We start from the raw sequence: 9,166 nt of genomic DNA, 5'->3' as shown, positions 1-9,166 counted from the left end.
TTTTATTATATCTCTTTTCCTTTTTTTTGGGTGTGTTTTTGGGGTGGCCCCCCGCCCCCCCCCCCCTCCCCCCCCCCGCGTGCCCCGGGGGGGGGGGGGGGGGGGGGGGGCCCGCGCCCCCACGCCAAGAATGAAGCGGCGCGCGCTACCGAACGATGTCTCCCCGGAGGGAGATGGTTACAGCTGTAAGGAGAGGAAGGCCGCTTATGGGCCAAGCGGACATTTGAGCTGATGGCCAGGTTCGCTAAGCGGCAAAAGCGGTCCAACAGTTCAGGACGCGGATTTGTCCGCTAAGGGCCACATCCGGACATCTAGGATGTTGCCGCTCCCCGAGAACTGTTATTGTTGAGCGGTCTTGCGTCTAGGGGATGATGATTGTGTCTCCAGCAGAACTGTCGAGCAGCGAGGCGGAACTCCGGTCGTTCATTTCGGTCGCGATCCCAACCTTTCGACGTCCTTTTGGGCTGCAACGCGCGATCGAAAGCGTGCTGCAGCAGGACTTCTCCGATTGGGAAATGGTGATCAGCGACGACGAAGGGTTAGTGGGCGAGAGTTGTCGCCTCTTGTCCGAATATGTCAGCACAGAACCGCGCATCCGAGTCGTCGAGAACCGCAGAGGCCGTGGTCAGGTCGAGAACACGAACAATGCGATGCTTGCGTGTCGCGGTCCCTGGATCAAATTGTTGCATGACGACGACTGGCTCGCGCCAGGGGCGCTTACGTCTTTCGCGAGACTTGCGTTGGCCTACCCCGCCGCGGCAGTCATCACCTCCACAAGCCATCTGGTGCAAGACAAAGGCATAAAGTACCGGCAAGGGGGTGAGATTTACGTGTATTCGGGCCAACAGTGCCTGACTGATCTCTATTTGGTGGGCAAAACGCGGTCGCTCGGAATTGTCCCATCGACGCTGTTGGTCAATAGCAACGTCGTCAAAGCCGGCTGCCTGATGCGAAACTACAAGTCGATAAGTTGGGGGGTCGACCAACTGTTCTTCATTGATCTGGCCTGCCATGGTGACATGGTAGCGATAGACGATGGTCTTATCTTTTACGACATGACCAACCACCCCTGCATCACGGCAGACGGGTCGTTCACTCACATTGACCAAGAGACAGTCGATCTCAAACGCCTCACTTGGAGCCTTTTGGAAGATAAAGGAGAACTTCCCGATCCTGAAACGGTCGTGCGTGCGTTGCGGGTTGCTCGACTACGCGGACGGATCGGCCGGCAGCCACTCGGCGCAACGATCCGTGACGCAATCCAAATCCTGCGCCCCTCGGTCCTGATGGCTCTCAACAAGATCATCCGTGCTCGGGCGCGCGCGCCGGGTGCAATTTAATTCATCCTTTCTGCGGGAACGCTCTGATCTGATAGCGCAGCTAACTGACCGCCGCTCGAAATGGCAAGGTCCGCTATGGGTCAAAAGCCGACACCGCGCCAACGCCCAAACACGTCAGCTTAGGGTCACAAGCCGAAATCAGCATCGAGCAACGCCACGTCTGCGAAGGGCCACAAGCCGACATTGCATACTGCGCCGTTGATGGGAATTGGAATGAGACCAGTATTTCCCGGCAACCGCAGCACTCATGGGGGGAGACCCATGATGGGGCAAGCTCGCGCTATCCTTTCGAGGTGTTCCGGCCTGTAAAATCGAGCGAGCTTTGGAACGAGTGTGGAGACGCGCAGAGCCGGCCTCGCTTCCACCAGGCGTGCACCGATCATCCGGGCTTCCTCGACCCTTCCAGACATCGCGTGGCATGCCGCCAGAATAAATTGTGCGTTGAGATAGTTGGGCCGATGCAGCACAGCCGACTTGGCCCATGATGACCCGTCCTCGTATCGATCCGTCAAGAAATGCGCAAACGCTATGCCGGTCTGCAGCAGAAAAAGAAACGGATCCATCGGGCTTAGACGCCCCCCGGCGTGGAACTGCTTGAGCGCCGCCTCTATGTCACCGCGCCGTATGTGTTCCCAGCCGATCGTATACCGTGCAACAGCCAGGTTCGGGTTAAGCTCATGAGCTCGGGAGACGAGGGCCACGCCATCGTCGATCTCATATAATACGGCGCCAATTGCCTGCCCGGCTCTCACGAGTACGGTTGGATCATCCTTATCGAGCTCGATCGCACGCCTTGCCAACCGTCGGGTGTCGTTCAGTTCCTGATCCGCGTCGATCGTCCAGCCGAAGATCTTTCGTTGCAGATAGCAATAAGCACCAAGCGCGTATGCTGAGGCCAATCCGGGATCGATCTCGACAGCAAGCCGGATCAGTCTGAGGGCTTCAATGTTTTGTTCGCGGGTGAATTCATAGAAGCTCGAGAGTGCACGCAGATAGTAATCGTAGGCCTGAAGATTTTCGGTTGGCTTGCGCTTTGCGCGCTCTATCTCGGCGCGCTCCAATTGAGGAAAGAGTGCGCTAATCACGCTACTCGTCACTTGGTCCTGCAGATCGAAGATATCTTTGAGCTGGCTGTCGAACCGGTCCGCCCAAAGATGAGCACCCGTCGTGGCCTCGATCAACTGCCCGGCAATGCGAACCCGATCGCCGGATTTGCGCACACTGCCTTCGAGCACATACCGAACGCCCAGCTCGCGCCCGACCTGCCTGATGTCGATAGCCTTGCCTTTGTAGGTAAAAGTGGACTGTCGCGCGATGACGAACAGCGATTTGGACCGTGAAAGGCCGGTGATGATGTCCTCGACCATGCCGTCGGCGAAATACTCCTGCTCTGGATCGGAGCTCAGGTTGGTGAATGGCAGAACGGCCAGCGACGGTTTGTCGGGAAGTGTGAGGGTGGGTTTAGCCGTCTCCCTCTGGATTTCTGTGACTGCCACAGTGGGGGCGCCGTCAGCCTCCTGCACCATACCGATAAAGCGATAGCCCTTTCTTGGCAGCGTCTTGATCAACCGCTGTTTCTCCCCGGAATCGCCAATTGCGGACCGAGCGGCATTCAGGCGGGTCGTCAGCGCGGCATCCGATACGCACCGCCCCTTCCAAATGGTTGTGATGAGCTCATCCTTGCAAACTACGCGCTCGCGGTTGCGGATGAGGTAATCCAGAAAGTCAAACGTCTGTGGCGCCAGGGCAACGACGTTTGTGTCGCGGTACAGCTCGCGGCGGCCGGAATCCAGTTCGTAGTCTTCGAAGAGATAGCGCAAGACGCGAAATCCCTTGGACGGTCTCCGGTCAGGCCCGGCAACCACTTGGAAAATAAAGAATAAGCTGTCCGTAAGGAAAATGTAAGCAGCAGATCAAGCGCGCTGGGCCGGATTTTGGCAGCATGCCAGGGTGGAAACAAGGTGCCCGAGGATGCTGCGATGAGCATGATTTATCAGACAACGGGCTTGGTCCAGACGACGGACTCTCAGCGACGCAATGTCAGCGTTTTCAGGAATTGCTGGAACGCTTTTCAAGAGTGGCGGAAATGGGAGCGGCTGAGGCGCGATCTTTGCAACCTGAGTGATCAGGAGCTGAAGGATATCGGGATTACGTATGGCGAGATCGACTACGTGGCCTCGAACCGACATACTGACCCGCGAGGCATCCGATCGGTCGGATGATGACGGCCTCCGGCAGCGGTGGACGGAACGTCGGAAATTGGTCGACGCGAGCCGCTTAGCGGCAGGGATACCGGCTTGCGCTTAGGGTCAAAGGCCGACACCGCGCCAACGCCCCAACACGCCAGCTTGGGGTCACAAGCCGAAATCAGCATCGAGCAACGCCACGTCTGCGAAGGGCCACAAGCGGACCTTGGCCAGCATCACTCGATCACCTCAGATTGCTTAGTTGGCTGCGCGCACAACGGCCGGTGGCTGCCATGAGCCCCCACCGGCCGGCAGGATCGAAGGCGCCGTTGTCTTCGGCCAATGTAAACGCATCACGAGGTAGATTTCGTCATTCGGCGCCGGCAACCAATTGGATTCCTTGTCGACGCCGGGCGAATCTTTTTGGATATACAACGTGAGAGAGCCGTCGGCATTCTTCTTCATGTCCGGCAGCATCGGCGAGTTGATCAGGTAGCGGTTGATCGGATTCTCGATCAGCAATTGGCTCTTGCCATCATACATCGTCACCGACCAGAAAGCCTCTACCGGCGGGAATTGTCCGGCGGAAAAAGTGATTGTGTACTTGTACTTGGAACCATCGAGCACCTCGCCATCAGCAAGCGCCTTCGTCATTGGATAGACGGCCTCGATTGCGTCGTTGCCATAGATGCCGCCCTTGGCTGCGGCAGCGCGCTTCAGCCAGTCGCCGCTGTAGAATTGCCGGTCTCCGAACAGCGATCCGATTTTCCAGCCATTTACGTCTTTCTGTCCACTAGCAAGATACTTTTCAACTTTCTCTTCGCCGTCCTTCATCCCCAGCCCGATTTCAATCTTGTGGGTCAGCGGAAGATCCTTGAAGTCGAAGGTCTTTCCGGGGCCGACGCCGATGCGCGTGAGCTTGGCGCGGATTTCCTTTTCCTCCGGCCCGGCCGGCGCAAATTGGAGAGCGAAGTCGAGATACTCGAAGAAGTTCTTCTTCACCAACTCCGCATTAGCCTTGGGAAAGTCGACGGCCGCTGCGGCGGGGGGCGCGGGCTGCTTGAGATAGGCCGACAGGGGCTGCACCTTATAGCCGGCCTGGACCTTCTCAACGTTCGGCATATCTGCCGGATGGAAGAGCTGGGTGCGGTAGGCGGCGGCGGAAAATTGTGTCGAGGAGCGAAACATCTTCTTGATGCCAGGCGGAGTGGCACCCTGCCAGTTCGGCCCAACCACCATATAATCTCCGGCCTCGCTTCCGGTCGCGCGGCTACCGATATATCCGTAATTGAACGTGTTGCCGTCGCAAAGCATCACTGAATAGTAGCGACTCTTGTCAACAGCCGGCACGGAAAGAACGATCGGCTCGGCGCGCAGATCGAGCCATAACAGCGAATAGGGCGTGTCGCTATTGGGAGTTATTACGGCCGTGTCTTTGTATGTATAGACACGCGCCTCGTTTTTGATCTGGTTGAACGGCGCCTTGAATTGCCCAGAGTTCCTGTCGACGGCATATTCGTACATGACGGCGTAGTTCATCACGATCGGCAGCCCGTAGATGAAGCCTTCCTCGGCGATGGCCTTGGCCTCGCGGATGTCAGGCCATTCCGCCTGCGACACACTTGGCGTCAGTGCGAATATCGAGCCCGTCAGAGCGGCGGCCAATACACTTGATCGAATGTTCATGTGAACCACCCACGCGCGAAAGGGCGCCAAATAGACACCCGGGAAGCTGGGTCATCATTTCACGAAATAGTCTCAGCGGACTACGGAAAAACGAACAGCTTGCAGCTGTCAGGCCAAATCGCGCTGAACTACAATCGAAATCCGATTTCATGAGCATTTTCCAATACGTTGATGCTCATTCGTTCGGAAAATGTCCGCTTCGGGTCAAAAGCCGACACCGCGCCAATGCCCCAACACGCCAGCTTGGGGTCACAAGCCGAAATCTGCATCGAGCAACGCCACGTCTGCGAAGGGCCAAGAGCGGCCGTCGCACGCCAGCCCATGAATAAGAGAGGTCGCCTCGCGAACGACCTCTCCTTCATGTCCGGCAATGTATCTTATTTGCGATCAGCTTTTTTGAACGGCGGCCGCGGCTTTGCGTATCACGTCGATAACCACATTTGGCTGGGAGAGCATCGGCACGTGGCTGCTCGCCACTTCGGTGACCGTCGCTCCCATGCGCTTCGACACCCAGCGTTGCAGATCCGGATGCACGGTATGGTCTTGCGTGGCCAGAATGTACCAGCTCGGCTTCGACCGCCACGCGATCTTGTCGGCGCTGAGCTTCTGTTGCTGGAACAGATTGTAGACGGGCGCATATTGGGTGGCCCAAACCAGCTTCTGGTCTTCCGCGGAGAGGTCTCCTGCGAAGAACTCGGTGCCGCTCGGAAGCATCCAGGCACGCCCATCGGCGACCTCGACGCGTGAGAAGATATCCGACGGATACTTGTCGAGCTGGTCCTGTACGGTCTCGCCGGCATCCGGAGCGACCGCTGCAATGTAGACGAGACCGACCACGCGTTCATCGGTGCCCGAGCCCGTGATGGTGGCGCCGCCATACGAATGGCCGACGAGAAGGACCGGGCTGCCAACACGATTGAGTGTGCGCCTCACCGTCGCCAGGTCCTCCTCAAAGGAGTCCAGGCCATATTGAACGGCGATCACTTCGTACCCGTCGGCCTGCAATGCTGGAATGACTTTGCTGAAACAGGAGCCATCGGCCCAAATGCCGTGACAGAAAACGATCGTTGGCTTGATTTGCGCAGACATACTGCTTTTCCTTTTTTGCACGAGCTTCAGCGATGAAGGGCATTGGAAGACCAACTCGGTTGTCGGGGCCCCCATTGCGAAAGTCAGACTATTCGTTCATAAATGGCCGATTAGCCGTCTTTCGTTCGGTTCTTTCGCGATCCAAAGTCCTGAATGACAACGATTCTAGAAAGAACGGCCGGTCTGCTGGCCTTCGTGCGGACGGTTGACGCGGGTTCTTTCGCCGGCGCCGCACGATCGATCGGCGCCAGCCCCTCGGCGGTATCGAAAAGCGTTTCGCGCCTCGAACAACGCCTCGGCGTGCGCTTGCTGCAGCGCTCAACGCGCACACTCAGCCCAACGTCCGAAGGCGCCGCTTACTACGAGCACGTCGCTCCCCATCTGCGCGCGATAGAGGAAGCCGACGACGTCGTGCAGGTTCCGGGAAACGTCCGTGGCGTGCTTCGGGTCACTGTGCCGAGTACATTTGGACGCCCGTTGATTTCCGCATGGGCGGGCTCGTTCCTGGAGCGCTATCCGGACATCAAGCTTGATCTCAGCGTCACGGACCGCCGTGTCGATCTCATCCGCGAGGGTTTCGACCTCGCTGTCAGAATTGGCGAATTGGAAGACACAAACCTGATCGGCCGCTCGTTAGGTGTCCTGCAATATGTTCTGGGCGCATCGCCGGAATACCTTCAGCGACGAGGAATCCCGCAGTCGATCGACGATCTCACGCAGCATGCCTGCCTTCGCCATCTGCTTGGTGGCCGGCCGCAAGCATTTACTTTTGCGGACGGCACACGGGTCATCCCCAATGGCCCCTTCGATAGCGACGATGCTCAGTCGTTGATTGAGGCGGTCATAAAAGGCGTTGGCATCACGCAGTTCATGCGCATCGCAATCGAGGACGAGCTCGCCGCCGGGCGATTGAATGTCGTGCTGCCGGGCATACCGATGTTCACCACACCGGTCTACGTCCTGCACGCATTCGGACGACAACTCCCCCTGCGTGCCCGCCTGTTCATCGATTTTCTTGTCGACGCTTTGGGCGTGTCGCGCAATTTGTCACTCTGAACTTTCGGAACTGGCCAGAAACGTGGTCCGACGCGCGAGCAGGGATTTCCGCCTGATCCTCTCGGCCGGCGAAATCTAAAGCGCGGGCAAGCCGGGCGGCGGCTTGCGCATGTTGGTCGCCTGCTCATAGGCGTAGGCCAGACGCAGCAGCTTGTGCTCGCTCCAGGCACGGCCTGCGAAGGTAACGCCGAGCGGATAGTCAGGCGTGTCCTTGTCGTCTGCTCCCGAAATGAAACCGCCCGGCACCATGACGCTGGGATAGCCCGCCTTCGCTGATATCACGCAGCCTGCGGCGCCGGGAAACAGCACCGCGTCGAGCTTGTGCTGGTTCATGTAGGCGTCCATGCCGCGCGTCTTGGCGGAGAGCAGGTCCATGGCCCGTGCCGATTTGTACTCGCGCTCGCTCAGATCGCCCCTGGTCATGTTGGCGGCCAGGAACAGGTCCTGGCCGAACCGCAGCGCCGTCTCCGCGTTCGCCTCGTTGAAGGCCACGATATCGGCCATGGTCTTCATCTCTGTGTTCGTCGCCCAATCGCTGAGGTAGAGGTTGAGATCGCGCTTCAGCTCGTAGAGGAAGACGATCGGCGGCGTCGCCAGATTACCCTTGTTGCGACTTAGGGGATTGCGGTTGAGCACGTTCATGCTCGTGCCCGGCCCGCCGATCCAGCCAGATGTTGGCATGTTGGCACGAACGATGACGGCGCCCAGATCCTCCAGCACCTTGATCGCGTCGGCCATCACCTTGGCCGACCTGGGCGGCAGCTTGCCGTAGTAGCGATCGTTCAGCGGATCGGCCGGGTCGCTCGGCACGCCGATGCGTGCGCCCCTCATCGCGTCGGTTGCGAGGTCGGCGCTGTAGTCGACCGGCCGCCGCTGCCGCTCGGTCGCGGGGTCGAGTGGGTCTTCGGCCGCGAGCACGTTCAATAGCATCGCCGCGTCGCGCACCGTGCGCGTCATCGGCCCTGCAGTGTCCTGGCTGTGCGCGATCGGCACGATCCCGGCCCGACTGACCAGCCCAACAGTCGGCTTCACGGTGACGAGGCCGTTTTGGCTCGCGGGATACAGCAGCGAGCCCGACGTCTCGGTGCCGATCGAGGCTGCGCAGAGGCCGGCCGCTACGGCGACGGCCGAGCCCGCGCTCGATCCGCCCGGCGGCACGACCGGGATGCCGCGATCATCCATCAGCGCCGGCACGTAAGGGTTCTTCACCTGACCGCCGAGCGACGAATAGCCCGCGGGCATGTCGGCCGCGAGAATGTTGGCGAACTCCGTCAGGTTCGCCTTGCCCAGGATCACCGCACCGGCCTTTCGCAGCAGCTTGACGATTGTGGCGTCTCTCCTGGCGCGCGCGCCCTCCAGCGCCAGCGAGCCCGCCGTCGTCGGCTGCTTGTCGCCGGTCGCGATGTTGTCCTTCACCAGGATCGGGATGCCCGCCAGCGGCCGCTTGGCCGACGGCCTGGCGTCGTCCAGCTTGCCCGCGATCCCAAGCGCGTCGGGATTAATCGCGCGCACGGAGTTGAGCGCGGGCCCGTTGCGGTCATAGGCTTCGATGCGCGCGAGATAGGTTTTGGTCAGCGCCGTGGCAGTGACCTGCCCGCTGGCCAGCGCATGAGCGATATCGCTCATCGGCGCATTGTCGAGCTTCAGGGTGATCGGTGCTTCAGCGTTGACGACAGCCGCGGCGATGCCGGCATCGCGGCGGGATGGCTTCTTCATGGCGTGCCTCGCCTGACGGCGCGTCCCGAACCATGACGCCGCGATGATCGTATATTGCCGGTGTTTTGCCCGACGGGTCAACCGCATCGCATG

The 9,166-nt window shown here is 59.6% G+C and carries 7 protein-coding genes; 3 read left to right on the top strand and 4 right to left on the bottom strand.

Annotated features, from left to right (window positions below; translation table 11 throughout):
* Positions 1-371: 371 nt before the first annotated feature.
* A complete protein-coding gene (locus tag AC0L3X_RS08720) occupies positions 372-1,340 on the top strand; it encodes a glycosyltransferase family 2 protein (protein ID WP_081369463.1) in 969 nt (322 codons plus the stop codon).
* Between the two features lie 245 nt (positions 1,341-1,585).
* On the opposite strand, the gene AC0L3X_RS08715 is transcribed toward AC0L3X_RS08720, so the two are convergent.
* Positions 1,586-3,160 (bottom strand): winged helix-turn-helix domain-containing tetratricopeptide repeat protein, encoded by a 1,575-nt coding sequence (locus tag AC0L3X_RS08715; protein ID WP_063984451.1) that lies wholly within the window; start codon positions 3,158-3,160, stop codon positions 1,586-1,588.
* A gap of 159 nt (positions 3,161-3,319) precedes the next feature.
* Here AC0L3X_RS08715 and AC0L3X_RS08710 point away from each other — a divergent pair, with 159 nt between their 5' ends.
* Entirely contained in the window at positions 3,320-3,562 is a 243-nt protein-coding gene (locus AC0L3X_RS08710) for a DUF1127 domain-containing protein (RefSeq protein ID WP_063986536.1), read from the top strand.
* 222 nt (positions 3,563-3,784) lie between these two features.
* On the opposite strand, the gene AC0L3X_RS08705 is transcribed toward AC0L3X_RS08710, so the two are convergent.
* The gene (locus AC0L3X_RS08705; RefSeq protein WP_283018569.1) at positions 3,785-5,212 is read right to left on the bottom strand and encodes a DUF1254 domain-containing protein; all 1,428 of its coding nucleotides are present in this window, start codon (positions 5,210-5,212) and stop codon (positions 3,785-3,787) included.
* Positions 5,213-5,599: 387 nt separating this feature from the next.
* Positions 5,600-6,301, bottom strand: a complete 702-nt coding sequence (locus tag AC0L3X_RS08700; protein WP_231144483.1) for an alpha/beta fold hydrolase — start codon at positions 6,299-6,301, stop codon at positions 5,600-5,602.
* A gap of 153 nt (positions 6,302-6,454) precedes the next feature.
* On the opposite strand from AC0L3X_RS08700, the gene AC0L3X_RS08695 reads away from it, so the two are divergent.
* Positions 6,455-7,357 (top strand): LysR family transcriptional regulator, encoded by a 903-nt coding sequence (locus AC0L3X_RS08695; protein WP_063984453.1) that lies wholly within the window; start codon positions 6,455-6,457, stop codon positions 7,355-7,357.
* Between the two features lie 75 nt (positions 7,358-7,432).
* Here AC0L3X_RS08695 and AC0L3X_RS08690 read toward each other — a convergent pair whose 3' ends face one another.
* The gene (locus AC0L3X_RS08690; RefSeq protein WP_231144482.1) at positions 7,433-9,073 is read right to left on the bottom strand and encodes an amidase family protein; all 1,641 of its coding nucleotides are present in this window, start codon (positions 9,071-9,073) and stop codon (positions 7,433-7,435) included.
* Positions 9,074-9,166: the final 93 nt, after the last annotated feature.

This window comes from Bradyrhizobium sp. MI1.7 (assembly GCF_055811795.1).
The sequence above is the reverse complement of the archived record's forward strand: the minus strand, read 5'-3'. Positions and strand labels throughout refer to the sequence as shown.